Consider the following 17547-nt stretch of genomic DNA (forward strand, 5'->3'; position numbering starts at 1 on the left):
ACGAAGCTCAAGGTATATTTAATTATAACGCCAGAGTTTGTTGCTGTTTACATTCATCAGTAGCAACAGAAGATCCTTTATATAATGTTAAATAATCTTTGAATTTAGTTGATGTAGTCTCTGGACTTGCCGTATCGGTCAAGCGTTTAATATACTCTCGCTCTAAGGAGCTGCTGATCTGGGTACCTTGCCCTCGTTGAACTGATTTATTAAATTTACGATGCAGATCATTACAGATGCCCAGTAATTGCTGCATTTTATCAAAGGATAGCTCTTCCTTCTCTTCTTGTGATTCTAACAAGTTAGTTCCTAAATCAACCAAATGTTGCACTCCTGTATTTTCTTCTATCTTTTTGTAAGAGCTGAATAAGGTCAAAACACCACGGACAAATGGTTTTACCAAAAAAGTTAATGGAGTCATGGCTAATTCAATAACTCCACGAAGCAGATGAGCGCCTCCATCTAAAATGCGTGTTGGGCTTAAAGTGCCTATCCCCAATACTGACTTGGTTATCCCCATGAACACATTAACAACGCCAGTGAATGGTTGCTTAAAATCATTCATTACTTGATAACCACTTTTGTAAGGCTTAAAAAAATCAGCAAAAATTTTGGTGGTTTTTTTCATTGTATAGTGTATAGGCACATAACCGAACTGACCTAACTGGATGTCTGGATCGTAAGATCTATGAGGGTAGGGTCGAAAATCAACAACATCATCCGGATTTGCTCTGGCTAGTAAGTGATAATATGCATCTATAATCGGTTTCTTGTCGACTTCAGGGATATAAGCGGAGACGACTTTGGAACCTTGAACGCCTTTAATGACTTTTAATGAGCTTCCTATTTTAACCGCACTGTAATTTCTGACTTCTTCTACTTTTTGTTCTGCATAAACAGAAAACCAAGATTGGTACTCATCCAATGATTTTTGAACCAGGTTTTTATCCTTGAGGCCTTGCACAATTGCAGGTGCCATACAGGTGAAGAATTTGGCAGATGCCTCCAATCCAGCATTTAGACCTTTAAAGTATGATAATCCAAGTGCTGAATCCCCATTTAACGACACAAATACATCCTTGTGAGTCTCTGGATTCTGGAGGTGTGTAAACGTTTCAGTTACTCTTGACGCCGGTAGTTCATTCACACTAATCCGAATAGAATGAGGATTAATGTTACTGCCTGATAATTTAAGCCGCTCATAAAGATAACTGTCGATAAAAGTCTGCAAATGGTCTGGAATTTCACGATACTCCAGTTCGTTGCCAAAAGGTTTTATTGGATTTTGAGCATTAGATTTCTCCTTAAGACCATTCAAAATCATATAATCCTCTTTGGGAATAATAATTTGCATGGTCACAGGGGTTTTACCTGTTTTAGGGTCTAATCTTCCAACTTGCTCTGTCGCAATTAGCCCGTGATGAGCTAATCTTTGATAAAATTGTACTGTTAGGTCCAGATTAGCATCCACTTTGCCATCTATTTCCAAACGCACTTGCATCGCATAATCAATTTCATAGTGAATTCGGTTGTCTTTAGGAAATAAAGCCTGGTTCGTCACACTATGCGTACCATCGGCTCCGATGACCAATTCAGGATCATAGGCTAACACTTGTTCTCTAATCGATTCGGGCTTCACTTGTTCAATAATAATTTCAACACCTGAATCTCTTGCTATGTCCCGGAACGTTTCTTGTAAGGTATTAGTTCGAATATTGGGACTTTTGCGAAGTTGTTCCATTAGTGCAATCAAACATGGATCATCGCTGGATTGTGTTGCTTGAATTAAAGCTGCCAACTGCTTATGCTGCATCACCAAAGTGTGTTTTCTTTGAAATTCCTCATATTTTTCAAGAACTACAACTTTTAATTGAGGATTTAATTTTTTTAAACCCCACGCTTGGGCTAAGCCAATGGGACCTCCCCCAACAATGACAACATCTGCCTTTTTAGATTGTGGTTGCGATGGTGGATTTGATTGATTCTGTTCGTCCTGTGGCATGGTTGAGCTCCAAAGCTTTTTAAGTTATTAAAAATATTCTATCTTAAAATGCTTAAGGAGCGATTAAATTGCCCATTATTCAGGCAATCTTAATTGATCTAATAATGATTTGGCTGCTAATTGTTCTGCTTTTCTTCGATTGGCACCATGACCATAAGACACATGCTTTATCCCATCTACTGAACAGGTAACATAGAATATTTGATCGTGTTCATCGCCCTCTACTTTAGTTAAAGTATATTCAGGAAGAGCAAATTTTTCCGCTTGTAAATACTCTTGTAATTGTGTTTTGGCATCTTTTAAACAATCATTTAAATTAGGATTATCTAGCCGGGAACGGTATAAATTCAATATCACGTCTTTAGCAGCATCAATACCTCTATCCAGAAAAATAGCTGCAAAAATAGCTTCCAGAGCGTCAGCCAAAATGGAGGCTCGGCGAAAACCACCGCTCTTTAATTCACCCTGTCCCAGATAGAGAAAATCACCAAGAGACAATTCTTTGGCAATTTCAGCCAGCATTTCACCTTTGACCAAAAAAGATCGCAAACGGCTTAATTGGCCTTCACTTTGAGAAGGAAATCGATGAAACAATTCATGGGCGATGACAAAACTTAAAATAGAATCACCAAGAAACTCAAAACGTTCATAATTATCACTGCCCACACTACAGTGAGTCAGTGCCTGCTTCAAATAAGCAGGTTTTTGAAATTGATAGTTTAAGCGCCTGCACAGTCTGTCTAAATCAATTTTCACTGCCAACTACCACCTCGTATGTATTATCAAAATCAACCATCAAGCTCATATTATATACCAAGGGCTTTACAACCTGATATTTTAATTTTACCTTGAATCTGTTCGGGCCATCCGGTGAAATGACTAACTGTTCATTGTTTAAATCATCAACACCATTGATATCAAATCGTTTGGAAAGGCTTGTTCTAAGAGTCTCAATATCGCTGTAAGAATCTCCAGTTAAAGTAGAAACAGGTGTTTCATTTAAACCTTTTATAGACTGAACTATAGAATAGTGTTGCAAATACACAGGAACCACCCTCATCACCACCACTGCAGCCATAACGACCACAATTACAGTAAACAACATCCCGATTAAAGTCATCCCTTGCTGCTTTTGCATTTTATAGTCCCTTATTTAATTAATCTTCCGATCTTTGACCAACGTAAATTATCAGTCTTACCATTCCAGCTCATCCAGACCAGAAAGGCTTTTCCTCTTAAATAATTGTCAGGAACAAAGCCCCAGAAACGACTGTCTGCACTGTCGTCACGGTTATCACCCATCATAAAGTAGTTCCCTTCAGGAACAACTATATCAAAATCGACAGCAGGAACATCTGCTCGGACAAAAATATCGTGTACTACGCCATTTAGATCTTCTTTATATTGGGCAACCGGTTTTCCCGAGCTTTCGTCTATAGTGTAGGCAACAAAAGTTTGCTTTGCTTCTTTACCATTCACCGTTAATTTTTTATTGTGATAAGTCACATGATCGCCAGGCACACCGATGACACGCTTGATGTAATCATATGAAGGGGCTGGCGGCCAACGAAATACTGCGATTTCCCCCGTTTTAGGATTGGATATGGGAATAACCTTCTTTTCCAAAACAGGAAGTCTTAACCCATAGGCAAACTTATTGACTGCAACAAAATCGCCAACTAATAATGTAGGCTCCAATGAACCGGAAGGAATTCGAAACGGTTCAACTAAAAAGGAACGCAATAAGAGAACAATAAAAAAAACCGGAAAAAAGGAACGAGAATATTCAATAATTCGACCTGGTTTTTTATCCGAACCTCTCTTTTTAGCCCAAAAAGCCACATCCAAAAGATAGATAAATCCACTGATTGCGGACAGAATTACTAAAATTAAAGCAAAGTTCATAAATTAATTTCCTAAAAATAACCCAATCTAAAATCCATATGTCCTGTACACACTGATTATTTCTTTTTATCGGTCTGAAAAACGGCCATAAACGCTTCTTGAGGAATCTCAACATGTCCTACCTGTTTCATGCGTTTCTTACCCGCCTTCTGCTTGTCCAGCAATTTTCGTTTACGCGACACATCACCGCCATAACATTTTGCGGTCACATTTTTTCTTAAAGCCTTAACTGTCTGTCGCGCAATAATATGACTACCTAGAGCTGCCTGAATAGCCACATCAAACATTTGTCTGGGAATAAGCTCCTGCATTTTTTCAGCAATTAACTTGCCACGGCTGTTGGCGGAACTTCTATGTACAATAACCGATAAAGCATCCACTTTTTCGCTGTTAATTAATACATCCATTTTCACCAAATCAGCTGCATCAAAACGTAAAAAGTTATAATCCAGCGAAGCATAACCACGACTAACGGATTTCAGTCGATCAAAAAAGTCAGAAACCACTTCGCTCATTGGGATATCATAAGATACAGAGACCTGGCGACCACTGTAAGTCATATTCACCTGAACACCACGCCGCTCAACACATAAATTAATAATAGGCCCTAGATAGTCTTGTGGAACCAAAATGTTCGCTCTGACTATGGGTTCATACATTTCTTTTATCTGTGGTGAGGGAGGTAAATGTGATGGATTATCAATGAACAGCGTTTCCCCTTTTTGAGTCACAATTTTATAAACCACCGTTGGTGCGGTTGAGATTAAATCCAGATTGTATTCCCTCTCCAAGCGCTCTTGTACGATTTCCATATGCAGCATTCCAAGGAATCCACAGCGAAAACCGAATCCCAATGCCTCTGACGACTCAGGTTCGTAGAACAGTGATGCATCATTCAGGCTTAATTTAGCTAATGCTTCCCTGAAGGCTTCAAAATCATCCGAGCTAATAGGAAACAATCCGGCATAGACCTGTGGCTTAACCCGTTGAAAACCAGGCAATACCTGTTCGGCAGGATTTTTATCAAGAGTCAAGGTATCCCCAACCGGAGCCCCTTGAATTTCCTTAATCCCGGCAACAACATAGCCTACTTCACCGGCGTTTAAAGCCTCCAGTTTGGTTCTTTTAGGCGTGAATATTCCAACCTGATCCACTTCATAGGATCTGCCAGTTGACATCACCCGCATTTTATCGCCTTTGCGTATGGAACCATTAACAATACGAACCAGAGATACAACTCCAAGATAACTGTCAAACCATGAGTCAATAATCAATGCCTGCAAAGGAGCATCCAAAGTCCCTTCAGGAGGAGGGATGTTAGCAACCAGCGCTTCTAGAACGTCATCAACACCGATGCCACTTTTTGCACTGACCCGAATGGCATCATGCGCGTCAAGACCAATAATGTCTTCGATTTCATCAATTACCCGTTCGGGCTCAGCTTGGGGTAAGTCAATTTTATTTAATACAGGAAGAACAGTCAGAGACTGATCAATCGCCGTATAACATACAGCGACAGTCTGGGCTTCGACCCCCTGGGCTGCGTCAACAACCAAGATAGCGCCTTCACAGGCAGCAAGTGAACGTGACACCTCATAGCTGAAATCAACATGGCCTGGAGTGTCGATAAAATTAAGCAGGTAGGTTTTACCGTCTTTAGCAGTATAATTTAACGAGACACACTGCGCCTTGATAGTAATACCGCGTTCGCGCTCGATGTCCATGGAATCAAGAACCTGAGAGCTCATTTCACGCTCGGTTAACCCGCCACATATCTGAATAAACCGATCAGCCAAAGTAGATTTGCCATGATCGATATGGGCAATTATTGAAAAATTACGAATCCGCTTTAAATCGCTCAACTGAAGTAACCCTTTTTTGCAAATTGCATAAGTCTATCTTAAATGTGGCCGTGCAGAAAGTAGGCTAAGCTATTTCTGTTGTATTTGTGGTCTAATTGGTTCATTTTGCAAAGAGAATTTGCTAATGCCCCTCAATTTTACTAAAATTCTTCCTTTCGCTTTAATAATAGGATGCACCATGCGACGACTCATCTGGTTAGGTTACACCCTACTGTTTCTTGTGTCCTGCACAAGCTATGCAGACACAGCCTTTACTCAACGCCAAGACGTTCAGAATTTTATAAACTCCATGGTCAAAAACCATCAATTCAACAGAAAACAGCTCACAGAAACCATGAATCAAGTGGTACTGCAACCACAGATTATCGAATCAATGGAAAAGCCCTATGAAAAGAAAACATGGGATGTATACAAAGGGTTGTTTCTAACACCTCAAAGAGTGAAAGGTGGTTTGGATTTTTGGGCTGCAAATAAAAAAGACCTCGACAGAGCTCAAAAACGATATGGCGTACCGCCCGAAATTATTATTGCGATTTTAGGTGTTGAAACCCTTTATGGTGAACGTCAGGGAGATTATCGTGTTCTTGATGCATTGGCCACTCTGGCATTCAACTATCCTAAACGTTCTCCTTTTTTTACCAAAGAGCTAACCGAATATTTACTGCTTTGCCGAGAGCACAAAGTACCGGCAACCCATCATAAAGGTTCCTATGCAGGCGCTATAGGTAAGCCTCAATTTATGCCCAGCAGTTATAGATATTATGCCGTAGACTTTAATAACAAGGGGCATCGTGATTTGGTGACGAATAATGCGGATGCCATTGGGAGTATTGCCAACTATCTTCATAAGCATGGATGGAGATTAAATGGTGGAATCGCGCAACCGGCTAAAATTACAGGATGGAAATACAAACGCATCCAGATGAATCCTAAAACGGCAAATTATAACTTTGCTCAATTGGAAGCAGCAGGGATCAAACCAGTTACCGCATCACTACATCATCCAGCGCGTGCTGGCGTCATTGAGTTATTGACTAACGAGGGTAAAGAATATTGGTTGGCTTACCCTAATTTCTTTGTAATCACCCGTTATAACTCCAGTCCTCAGTATGCAATGGCTGTCTATCTGTTATCACAGCAATTAAAACAGCAGTGGGTGGCACAAAATACCAAAAAGCATAGGGCTTATGTATGATTCGAATATACTGTTTATGAGATATACTGAAACCAATTGCGCCATTAACATCGATAAATTAAATAGAGTTTAACTCATGGATAAATGTTTCTTGTATACTCAGCATCTTGATGATAATGGCTGCTTTTGTTTGAAAATATCTTCTGAAGGCGCATTAATTGCGCCGCCAGAACAACGTACTTTTGCTGAAATTAAATCCTTGCAAAGTGAATGTACAACGTTAATTGTTGAATCAACCGCCAGTGCCAGCATTCTTAGCCTGGAGCTTCCCTGGCTTCCGGAACGAAAAGCCCGGGTCGCAATTCCTTTTGCTCTGGAAGAAAAGCTCGCTCAACCTGTAGAAGAGCTTCATTTTGCATTTGACAAACTAAGATATCAAAACAACCAGTATCTTATTACCGTACTCAGTAAAGCACGATTACAATTCATCATGCGGCTCCTTGACGAACACCAAATCATCTATGAAGAAATTACTCTGGATTGGTACGCACTGACTGCCAATGAATTAATCGTTACAGAATCTTCACTCCTGGTGCATCATGATGATTTTAAAGGAGCACTTTCTGGAGAGCTTGCTCACTATTATTTAAAAAATCACCCGCAGGATAAGGTTCTGTTATTTAAAGACAGTCAATTAACTCCTGACAGCTCAGTGGTCAAAGACAATGATTCATCGTACCTTTGGATAGCTAAAAAATTACTAACAACAAAGCCATTAAACCTGTGCCAAGGTGACATGCAGCATGGGAATACTTCCGACTGGATTAAAAAGGGATATCAAATCGCAGGTGTATTGTGCGGTTGTTGGTTGGCTTCTCTACTGTTGGTAAATGCCATATCCCTACATTCATTGAACAAGCAAAACAAACTACTCGATGACCAGATCGCGACTATTTATCATGAGTTTTTCCCTGATGCCAAACAGGTAATTAGCCCCAAATTCCGTATCGGCCAACTTCTTGGAGATAATAGCGCAAACAGTCAAACGCGATTTTGGTTTTTATTAAATCAATTTGCCAAAGCCATGAATGCCGAGCATAACACGATAGAAAACTTACGATATCAAAACAAAACATTATCAGTAACCCTGGTCAGCACTGATTTCGCTAATCTGGAACAACTGGAAAATAAATTAAAAACAATGCAATTAAAAGTAAAACAAACCCAAGCATCAACTCGAGATCAACAAGTAGTCGCTACCCTGGAGCTCACGTGAAATCCTATTTGAATTCGCTTAATGAGAGAGAAAAATGGATGGTACTGGCTGCTGTTTTAAGCCTTGTCATTTATTTTTACTATCAATTTCTTTATACCCCATTAAGCAATAAAGTCACTTTGAAATCTTCTCAGCTCATTGAAAAAACTGAGACGTTGGCCTGGATGAAACAGGTAAGGCAAAAGGCGCATTCAGCCACAACAAAACAAACAGTAGATAACAGCCAATTACTCACCCTGCTCGCAACTCAACTAAAAAATAATGAAACACTGAAATTTCCCTATCAATTACAACAGACCGGTGCAGGAGACATCCAGCTCACCTTTGATACAGTCCCCTTTAAGCTATTTATGCAGTGGCTTGCTAAAATCAATGATAAATATACGATAACAATCAAGCAATTTGATGTGGAACATACCACTACCCCCGGAGTGACCAAATTGATGATTATTATCACTACAGCAGCCTGACTTACAGCTCTATTCATCCATATTATTTTGGACATTACCCCAGTTGGTTACCCCTGCACCCTGCTTAATTTCAGGAGGTAGTTCATTTAATGCTTTTTGAGCTGCTTCCTGACTATCATAAGTACCGTATAAGCCCTTGTAATAGGACTTACCATTTCGCTGATATTTAATCTGGGCCATACGATCATTTTTTGGTGCCTTATATAGTTTTTGTGCTACTTTTGAAGCCTTCTCATCATCAGCGACCTGAATGGTATAACCTTGAGGATTTTGACCGTTTACCCAATTTCTATCCCTATCCTTAAACGATACTGGGGAATGATATTCACCAACATGATAGGAGTCTGGTACACTAACCCCATTTTGAGCAGGTCCATTTTGATAGCCATAATTGTACATTCTATAATCGGCCTGCGGATACAATTGAACATCATCATAAGTATACGTACGATAACTGGCTGAATTATATTCTTCATAAACCATACATGAAGATAAATTAGTGATGCACACCCCCAAAAACAGGAATCTTATTTTATAATTCATCATAACCCCCTGATTTATAATTTTTACTTCTGCTCTTATTGGTTGTTATCTACCGATTTCAAGAAAACTTTAGCAATCCAGTTGTTTCCAGCTAAAGTATGTCATAAAGTATCTTTTTTGTTTCTCAGTGATAAATACTATGTGGACACATCGACGCTCTGGTCAAACCAATCAACGAGGTTCTCAGGATCATCGAGATCCCTATGAACGCGACAGAACCAGGGTAATACACTGTCCTGCCTTTAGAAGATTACAAAGAAAAACTCAGATTTTAGGAACAGATGAAGGAGATTTTCACCGTACTCGCTTGACTCACTCGCTGGAAGTGGATTCAATTGGCCGAAGCATCGTTCATAATCTGATTAATAATCAGAACCACCCGAAATTTTTATCCAACCTGTTACCCCCAGATGATCTGATTAGTGTTATCTGCCTGCTCCACGATATAGGGCATCCCCCTTTTGGACATGGTGGAGAAGTCGCTTTAAATTACATGATGCGCGAATACGGTGGATTTGAGGGTAATGCACAGACACTAAGGCTACTGACCAAGGTTGAAAACAGTTATGGGGGATTTGGCCTTGATTTAACCCGCCGCGCCTTATTAGGCCTACTAAAATATCCCGTCAAACGATCCGATGTGGCGGCAAAAAAACTACCTCCTATTCATGAGTCCATCCATAAAACCATAAAAATTAACGATTGGTTGCCCCCCAAAGCGTATTTTGATTGTGAACAACCTGAAGTCGATTGGCTCTTATCTCCATTTTCCGAAGGTGATAGAACCTTATTTCAATCGCTATCCAAACAACCACAAGATACTCAATGCGGTAAATCAGCGTTCCACAGTTTTGATTGCTCAATAATGGATACAGCGGATGACATCGCTTATGGCGTTCATGATTTGGAGGATGCCATTCATTTAAGACTCATTAATCCCTCTCATCTGGATACATCCGAATTCAGAGTGCTGCTTGGCAATACCTCCCTGACCAAAGATCAGGATCGCTTAATCAACTCATTATTTTCAAATGATCTCTGTTTAAGAAAACAAGCCATTGGGGAAATGGTCAATTATTTTATTACCTCAACCCAAATTGTGACGATGAATGAATTATTCGAAAATAATTTATTGAAATACAATATTGCACTAATCCCGGAAGCAGCTGCATTATTAAACTATTTAATGCAATGCATTTATCACAATGTGATTGATTCTCAGGAAGCACGTACTTTTGAATACGGCGGACAGACCGTAGTGCTCCGCTTGTTTGACGCCATCAGCTCCAATCCTGCCAGTCTGTTGGATAATAAAAATCGTCAGTTGTTTAAACAGGCTGAAGATGAAACTCAGGCCTACCGGGTTGTTTGTGATTATATAGCCAATATGACCGATGAATACGCCTACCGAATGCATGAACGCTTATTCGGCTTTAATACGAGAACCATATTTGAGCGACTTTAATAAAATCAGAGAGATATAGATTAATGACTAAAATTTTATTTTTGTATGGCCTGCTTCTCTTGAGAACAATTAAATGGATTTAAACGCACAATTACGTCAATTACTCAATAAATCTATATATACCAGTGAAACATTTGCATTGTTAGATTTAGGAGCCAACCCGAATATCCTCAATGATTGCGGCTACAGTCTTCTTCATCTATTAGTTTTTAATCATCGTATGACAGAAGCATTTCAACTGATTGAGAAATATAACGCCGACATCAATATTAAAGATAAGTTTGGATTGACACCTTTGTATTACATGCTGAATGACGGCTTCAGTGTTGACTCTCTTATTGCGATGATTCGATTGGGCGCCAATCCGAATGTACGAAATAGCTCTGGATCAGCACCCATTCATCAGTTTATACGATTGAAATTCAGTTACGCGCTTGAATTGCTTAAAATGCATCCCGAAAGCATTCATTATAAAAGTAATGAAGGCACTCCAATACAACTCATGATGAATCTAAGAAATACTCAACGTTTTTCAGCAGACAATTACATCATCATGGTACGAAATGGCGCCGATCCCGATTCGGTGGACAGAAATAATAGTTCCTTGCTTAGCATCATTTTGGAAATGAATAAACCTGAACGGAGCAAAGAATTAGTCGCTTTGAGTCAACTATCTCCCCAGGAAAGAAAATTGTTTACACCAGACTTAATAGACTATTTCATTCAGGACGATGGGATAATGCACCTGGTTTGCGATCTGCAACAGAACAAAATAAGTAGGCATCATCTTCCCCTCCTGGCCAAATTTCCTAATGCTAAAGAGATGGTCATCAAGTACATCCGGAATTTAAGCAGTGATGTACAGGAAGATCTTATAAAAGAATGCTTATCGCCTAAAACTTCTTTGAATCAATTTTTTTCCATTCAACGTGGATGGTTTATGACTAGTACCAGCAGAGGTACTTTTGCTCAACTGATAAAAATGCAAAAGGCACTGATAGATAATAAAATTCTTGAATCAAAATCGTTTCATGATGCACCAGAACAGAACCATTTCACTCCAACTAACATGGCATAATGGATATTTTATAAGCGGCATTGATTTTGAAGAGTATTCATTAACAGAGCATACTTTCTCAATTGATTACTCCACCAAGTTATTAAAAGGAACATAGGTTCCATCCCAGGGAATAAACGCATTCATATCATTAAAGAAGCACAAGGTCGGTGGATTCAATAAAAATGAATGGCCAATTAATAAAGGTGCAAGGCTCTCTTGTAATTGATGCTCAATATCCAGTTCCCTTTGTCTATCAACTCGTTTATATCGATAAGCCAATGTAATATGAAAAGGATGAGGAATTTTGCTCTTCAAATCAAACTGATGCGCAATATCGTTAATCACTTGTTTTTGGGCCAAAGGCAAGCGAACAACCAACTTTACAGTTCGGCTCACCTCAAGTGACTCAATGCTGACTTCAGGACAAAACTTGTTGTGTTCAAAGGCAGTTTGAATTGTTTTAAAAAGAGGTGTATTCGAAATAAGAAAATCCTTCCATCTCCCACTTCCAACCGCCCTCTCTGTAAAAAGATTAAGAGCCGTCATGTGATAACTTTTATTAGAAAGAGGGGCATAGCAGGAAGCAAGCAAGGTAGACTCATTGATTAATCGATTAATGTCTGCCCATAAGCATTGATCAGCAGATTGCACCGATGCCACAACAGTGAGACCTGGAAAAGGAGTATATTCACCCTTATTATTATATTTTCGAAGCACCATGATATTCGAACATTCGACCCGATTGATACAGAGTATAACCTGACAACTCAAATATAAATACCAGCCTGGCTCAAGATAATCCCTTACAGGCAACAGCGGCTTTTTATGGACTAAACTATAAAAAGCAATCACTCGAAATAGTTTTACGCGGATTGCTGGACTACACTATTAAAATACAGGGAGCACAAAGAGGTTACGATGAATAAATCAAGCATTACACTACTCTTGTCCAGTGTTTATTTAGGGTTGAGCATCAACACAGTGATTTATGCATCCTCCTCTTCCACATTGCCTGCTGATTTATTGTACAATAACAAGCCAATTAATCCTTTGTGTTTTGATCAGGGAGAACTCTCCAACAAAACTCTATCATTAACTGATAATTGTGAGCTTGAGCCAATTAACGTACTTGGCCAATCTAAAGAATTATTAAACGAAGGATATTACGGTTTTGAATACAAATTGAAGGACGATTCAGGCTTTGCTTCCAGTTACAGTTATTATAAAGTAATCGGTTATTACAATCACCTCTATACCCTTCTGTTGATCAGCAACACAGGAGGCAGTGGTCATTTTTCCTCCCTATATCTAGTCAATCGTGATCAGAACAAATTGCATATTAAAACCTTACCTTTTGGTGGAGATCGTTGTAATGGTGGTTTAAATGAGGTAACACAGAATGAAAACATCCTCACTTTTACCTCCAATATTACACCAGGAGATTTTCTTTCCATCAGTAACAACAACCCCGAGCAATTACAAGCGTATGATGATTTGGACGCCTGCGCAGCTTGCTGCGTTGCAACTGCTTCATACACAACTGATTTACAAAAAGACAGTACCAAGGCGACATTAACATCCATCCAGTTTTCCAAGGATCCCGAAACCCTTTCTGATTTAAAGTCCCCTGAGCATACTGGATATCAAGCATGCTTTAATAAGCTCGTGTTGAGCTATATCACAAAAGATAAAACCACATTGTCAGTACAAGAGCTAGGGACTTTCATGAATGAGTTTAACTCCAAATGTACCCAGGCAAAAAAATCAAACCTCTGACCGATCTGCTCCTACTGTATCTATAATTAACAAGAACAGTAGAAATAACAGCACCACAGATTCAGCTTAGAGCCATAAGTGCATCAGTGCTGCGGTTGAAGTGAACAACTCACCGCTTTAAGGTGCGTTGTTCATCCGGATTATCTGAATCCTGTCGCACTACCCCACTCCTGGCAAAAAATGTATTGGAGAACAGAGAAGCATCCCTCCCTGGTGAAGAGGCTACTGGTGGTAATCGAAATCCTGCTTCATGGTGAGGAATAGTTGAGTCCAGGCTGATTTGATGGTTTGCTCGAAGTTCCTCTTGTTCCAGTAACTCTTCAATAAAACGCAATAACTCGGAATGACCAGTAATTTTCACCCAATCAAGAACTGTATCACCATCCATATTCTTTACCTTCAGGACGCTCACTTTATCTCTATCAGGCAGGCAATCCAGAAGAGGTATCAAAATCCCGGGATTGCTTATTGCTACCCGGTGCAACACGGTATTTCCATACGCGCTTCGTACCATCAAGGCATCAGCTCTCGCCTCACTGGGCAAGCAGTCCATTAGCTGTTTCAGGATTTCGTGACATTTTGCTGCGACCAGGTGCAGCACGCTATTACCACCCTGAAATTCCTTGATTAAAGCCCCTGCCCTTATTCCTTCAGGAAGGCAGTCCAATAGCTGTTTCAGGATTTCGGGGCGTTTTGATGCGGTGAGATGGAGCATGGTAACACCATACTCATTCCCTGCCATCACAGCATAAGCCCTCATTGCCTCGGGTAGACATTCCAGAATCTGTTTTAGAATTTCAGGACTGCTAATTGCGACTTGATGTAATACCGTATTGCCATTAAATTCCTCTACCATCACAGCACAAGCCCTTAATGCCTCGGGCAAGCAATCCAGAATCTGTCTGATAATTTCAGGATGGTCTGCTGCTGCCTGATGCAATACGGTAAAGCCCTTAGGGTTTTTAATCATAACGGCGCCAGCTCTTTCTACCTCGGGCAGACAGTCCAGTACTTGTTTTAAAATTTCCGGATGGTCTTCCGTGACTTGGTGCAGTACGGTCAAACCGTTCGGGTTTTTAACCTTGATCGTGTCATATCGAGCTGCTTCGGGCAGACATTTAAGTAGCGAAATCAGAATTTTCGGGCTGCTGGTTGCGAGCAGATGCATCACGGTATCTTCAGAATCATTCGTTGCCTTCAAAGTAACATCCCTTACTTTTTCAGGTAAGTAATCCAAAAGCTGGTGCAGTATTTTCGGGTGGCTGGCTGCTAGCCGATGCAGCACAGTATTGCCGCCATGACTTCGTACCATCACAACTCCCGCTTTTTCTATTTCAGGCAGGCAGTTCAGAATATCTTTTAAAAATTCGGGGTATTTTGCGGCCAGGTGCATCATGGGAATACCTTTGTAATTTTTTGCAATGACAACATTAACCCGCTTATGCTCAGGTAATGCCTGAAGAAACCATTGAACAAAAGTAAAGTGTTGATTATCAATGGCCGCTTGAAGCGGAGGGTAAAAACTTCGAAATTTCACCCAATATTTAGCCCCTTGTTCAATCAGGAGGGAAGCAAAGCATATATTCCCGTATTCTGCAGCAAGATAAAAAGAAGTTAACGCATCCCCATTGGTGGCATTGGGATCAAACCCCGGAAGCCCAACGATTTGACGCACTATGGCTGCGGGCATATCCTTAGACGCTGCTAGCAATCGTGCGACATCAAGGCTGGATGCGGGCGTGATAGTGCGGGGTGTGAGCAGCACAGGAACGGGAGATTCTCCTGTCGAGTCAGGTGCAGCAATACGTTCAACCTGGGCAAGCAACGCTTCGGGCCAGGAATCTCGTGAAAGCGCATCGCCTGCGGTGTTCTGCTCCTGATTGCATCGGTTGCGGATGAATTCAAGCAGGTTGGGAAGACACTGTCGAAACAGATTCGACCAGCTGTCAGCAGGATAGCACAGAGCATGAAGCAGGATGCGGTTTATCTGATAGGGCGTTACTTCTAAAATACCGTCTTCCCCTGCTCTGGCTAACCACTCGGCAAGCATCGCATCTTTTAACCGGATGGCTGGAATGCTGTTGCTTCCTTCACTGTTTTCTCGAAAGTACAGGTCACAAAGTCGGGCAAAAAGACTGGCACGGGCGGCTGTTCCTTCATCACCGCTTGCGGCAAACCAGTTTGCCGTATAATTACTGATGAAGTCATGATAGGCACCGTTTCGCCACACAGCGAAACCACGCTCAAAAGCGCGCAGGCGTTCTTCCAACCTAACGGTATCGTCAAGCAGGGACGCAAGAGTAAGGTCAGGGTTATGGAGGCACTGACTATAAACATGAAGCGCCCCCACCCAGGCGTCCTTGTTGTCCTCGGGCATGTCGCAGACGTCGAGCAGATTTTTATAGTCTTTATACTGATAAAGCGAATCGTGAAGCCTTAAGACAAGGTAGAGGATACTCAAGGGGTCTTTTTCGTGTGCAGGGTTCGCAAGGGATTCCGGGCTGAAGTTTACTCCCCGAAGCCAGGCGAGTGTGTCCTCAGCAAGCGGTCGCAGCCCGGTTGCGGTGATGCTGCCCGAACTTAGGGCCAGCGTGTGGCGTTTGGCATGACGTTCAAGGGCCGCAAGGATGGGGATGAAATGACAGGGGATGGATTGCAATCCTGTCTTGCTGCAATACCCGTTGATTTTTTGCATCATCTGCTCATCCGGCGCTATCCCTATTGTGCGAAAACGCTCCAGCACGAAGTCCCGTGCCGCGTCTGAGCCACCGGCTTTTTTTATGGCATTTCGAACAGTACCCGGCATGGTGCCGTATGCCCATGGCAAAAACAGGGACTGAAAATGCTCATTAAAGGTGGAGCGTTCCGCGCCTACCGGGTCTCGCCCGTCGGGAAGATTGATGTTCATCTGCTTTCCAAGCACTTCACGCGCCATGAAATCGAACAGCCCCTGCATGAGGACATCCTCTGCATTCAAAGGCAGGCGCTTGCCTTCATAGCCATCAAGCGCCATGAGCCAGGCATGGCGTATGCCTGTAGAGCAGATGCGTGGTGTGGCTTTCGCCAGAGCGTTATTGATGCGGTCAAATTCCTGAAGGCGCTGCAGCCGTTCATTTTTGGCGTTGCTCCCAGGCGGCACCGGCCATCGTTTTTTATCCAGGTCTATCAGTGCTGAGAGAACCACTGCATAGACCTCAGGCAGTGGCAGGTACCATTCAGTAGAAACCTGCTGCCCATTGCGTTCCTCAACCAGAGTAACCCGGTCAAGTTCTTTGCTCAAGGTGCGTGAACTCAACGTTGCTGCCAGCCATGCTTTGGTGGGTGCCTCCAGAAAAGATGATTTGACTCGTCCTTCATACCTCGTTCTGACACGACTCATCCGCTCTAGTGCTTTGGTATTAGCGGTCATTTCAATAGTCATCTCGCAGGCGGGTACAACAACCGATGAAGAGGCTGCGGATGAAGAAGAAGCGGCAGCCACAGATGAAGCGGGTTGAGCAGGCACTTCGCTTTCCTTCTTTCGCAACAGATACCGTGAAGCCAGCTGGATGGCAAGCATGGCTGCTGCATTCGAGGTTACTTTGTTGTGCGTGCTCTGTGCGTCCTGAGCGCTTTCAATCACCGCTTGTGTGAGGTTGTCTGGCATTTGGGACTTCCCAGGATAACTGTAAAAGTTTTCACTCTATCACAGGGTGTATAAACTGAGCAATATGAACTCACACGATGCTGTCGTGACGACATGCAAGAGGAATAAAAATTATTGATTAAAAGAGAGAGTAAACATCAACGTGAATTTCATAATAATTCATATGACGGACATAATATCTATGGGTGAATCTTTCAGCCAAGTCTTCCTTGTGTTACCAAAATTGCAGGTCAGCGAGCCATATCAACTTACTTCAGTGTCGAATGCGAAATGGTGACCCGCCTGCGCGCACTACTGTCCGGTAAAAGAAGAAATAGTTGAGCGTCCTTGATAAAGCGCTAAGATAGCGCCCTAAATCCCCATTTAGGTCAAGGACGTACAGTGAAAGATACCGTTTTTCAAGAAAT

14 protein-coding genes are annotated in these 17547 nt (G+C 41.6%); 6 read left to right on the forward strand and 8 right to left on the reverse strand.

Annotated elements, in window-relative coordinates:
• Positions 1–22: 22 nt before the first annotated feature.
• The 5 genes from ELY21_RS13565 to lepA form a co-directional block, all read right to left on the reverse strand.
• A complete protein-coding gene (locus ELY21_RS13565; protein WP_127110301.1) occupies positions 23–2002 on the reverse strand; it encodes an NAD(P)/FAD-dependent oxidoreductase in 1980 nt (659 codons plus the stop codon).
• 75 nt (positions 2003–2077) lie between these two features.
• A complete protein-coding gene (rnc, locus tag ELY21_RS13570; protein WP_028383111.1) occupies positions 2078–2758 on the reverse strand; it encodes a ribonuclease III in 681 nt (226 codons plus the stop codon).
• Positions 2748–3140: a DUF4845 domain-containing protein gene (locus ELY21_RS13575; protein ID WP_127110303.1), complete on the reverse strand. Its 393-nt coding sequence runs from the start codon at positions 3138–3140 to the stop codon at positions 2748–2750. The genes rnc and ELY21_RS13575 overlap by 11 nt, the downstream gene beginning before the upstream one ends.
• A gap of 11 nt (positions 3141–3151) precedes the next feature.
• Entirely contained in the window at positions 3152–3907 is a 756-nt protein-coding gene (gene lepB, locus ELY21_RS13580) for a signal peptidase I (protein ID WP_127110305.1), read from the reverse strand.
• A 56-nt stretch (positions 3908–3963) separates the two neighbouring features.
• On the reverse strand, positions 3964–5769 hold the full coding sequence (gene lepA / locus ELY21_RS13585) for a translation elongation factor 4 (protein ID WP_127110307.1): 1806 nt from the start codon (positions 5767–5769) through the stop codon (positions 3964–3966).
• Between the two features lie 178 nt (positions 5770–5947).
• Between lepA and mltB the strand changes: the two genes are divergently transcribed.
• The 3 genes from mltB to lspM all read left to right on the forward strand — a co-directional run bounded on the left by mltB (position 5948) and on the right by lspM (position 8650).
• Positions 5948–6964, forward strand: a complete 1017-nt coding sequence (gene mltB, locus ELY21_RS13590) for a lytic murein transglycosylase B (protein ID WP_127110309.1) — start codon at positions 5948–5950, stop codon at positions 6962–6964.
• 76 nt (positions 6965–7040) lie between these two features.
• A complete protein-coding gene (gspL, locus tag ELY21_RS13595) occupies positions 7041–8180 on the forward strand; it encodes a type II secretion system protein GspL (protein WP_127110310.1) in 1140 nt (379 codons plus the stop codon).
• Positions 8177–8650, forward strand: coding sequence for a GspM family type II secretion system protein LspM (gene lspM, locus ELY21_RS13600; protein WP_127110312.1), 474 nt, complete (start codon positions 8177–8179; stop codon positions 8648–8650). The genes gspL and lspM overlap by 4 nt, the downstream gene beginning before the upstream one ends.
• Positions 8651–8659: 9 nt before the next feature.
• Here the strand turns inward: lspM and ELY21_RS13605 are convergent, their stop codons facing one another.
• Positions 8660–9196, reverse strand: coding sequence for an SPOR domain-containing protein (locus ELY21_RS13605; protein ID WP_127110314.1), 537 nt, complete (start codon positions 9194–9196; stop codon positions 8660–8662).
• A gap of 136 nt (positions 9197–9332) precedes the next feature.
• Between ELY21_RS13605 and ELY21_RS13610 the strand changes: the two genes are divergently transcribed.
• Positions 9333–10658 carry an anti-phage deoxyguanosine triphosphatase gene (locus ELY21_RS13610; RefSeq protein WP_127110316.1) on the forward strand — a complete coding sequence of 442 codons (1326 nt, stop codon included), beginning with the start codon at positions 9333–9335 and terminating at the stop codon, positions 10656–10658.
• Between the two features lie 73 nt (positions 10659–10731).
• Complete coding sequence (locus ELY21_RS13615; RefSeq protein WP_127110318.1) at positions 10732–11736, forward strand: ankyrin repeat domain-containing protein; 1005 nt, start codon at positions 10732–10734, stop codon at positions 11734–11736.
• A 66-nt stretch (positions 11737–11802) separates the two neighbouring features.
• Here the strand turns inward: ELY21_RS13615 and ELY21_RS13620 are convergent, their stop codons facing one another.
• Positions 11803–12438: a DUF1868 domain-containing protein gene (locus tag ELY21_RS13620; RefSeq protein WP_028383120.1), complete on the reverse strand. Its 636-nt coding sequence runs from the start codon at positions 12436–12438 to the stop codon at positions 11803–11805.
• Positions 12439–12636: 198 nt separating this feature from the next.
• On the opposite strand from ELY21_RS13620, the gene ELY21_RS13625 reads away from it, so the two are divergent.
• A complete protein-coding gene (locus ELY21_RS13625) occupies positions 12637–13494 on the forward strand; it encodes a hypothetical protein (RefSeq protein WP_127110320.1) in 858 nt (285 codons plus the stop codon).
• A 109-nt stretch (positions 13495–13603) separates the two neighbouring features.
• On the opposite strand, the gene ELY21_RS13630 is transcribed toward ELY21_RS13625, so the two are convergent.
• Positions 13604–17140, reverse strand: coding sequence for an ankyrin repeat domain-containing protein (locus ELY21_RS13630; protein ID WP_127110322.1), 3537 nt, complete (start codon positions 17138–17140; stop codon positions 13604–13606).
• Between the last annotated feature and the right edge of the window lie 407 nt (positions 17141–17547).

Origin of the sequence: Legionella sp. km535, assembly GCF_003990085.1 — a bacterium.
Classification (GTDB): domain Bacteria; phylum Pseudomonadota; class Gammaproteobacteria; order Legionellales; family Legionellaceae; genus Legionella; species Legionella moravica.